Source organism: Serratia nevei, assembly GCF_024160145.1.
Taxonomy (GTDB): Bacteria; Pseudomonadota; Gammaproteobacteria; order Enterobacterales; family Enterobacteriaceae; genus Serratia; species Serratia nevei_A.
The window spans coordinates 1-437 of record NZ_JAMYWQ010000141.1 but is presented as its reverse complement, the minus strand read 5'-3'; the positions used below and the strand labels follow the sequence as shown (position 1 = coordinate 437).

General features: G+C 57.4%; 1 rRNA gene. It reads right to left on the bottom strand.

The features are described from left to right. Window positions 1-437, bottom strand: a 16S ribosomal RNA gene (locus tag M6G53_RS25135); the annotation flags it as partial.

Genomic DNA, 437 nt, shown 5'->3' with positions numbered 1-437 from the left:
CGGATTGCGTCACCCGTCAATTCCTTTGAGTTTTAGCCTTGCGGCCGTACTCCCCAGGCGGGGTGCTTAATGCGTTAGCTTCGGCACGGACGGAGTCGACACCGCCCACACCTAGCACCCATCGTTTACGGCGTGGACTACCAGGGTATCTAATCCTGTTCGCTCCCCACGCTTTCGCGTCTCAGCGTCAGTACCGTCCCAGAGAACCGCCTTCGCCACGGGTGTTCTTCCTGATATCTGCGCATTTCACCGCTACACCAGGAATTCCACTCTCCTCTTCCGGACTCTAGCCAGACAGTTTCCACCGACAGCTCGAAGTTGAGCCTCGAGATTTCACAGCGGACTTATCTGGCCGCCTACACGCTCTTTACGCCCAATAATTCCGGACAACGCTTGCCCCCTACGTATTACCGCGGCGGCTGGCACTAGTATGCCAG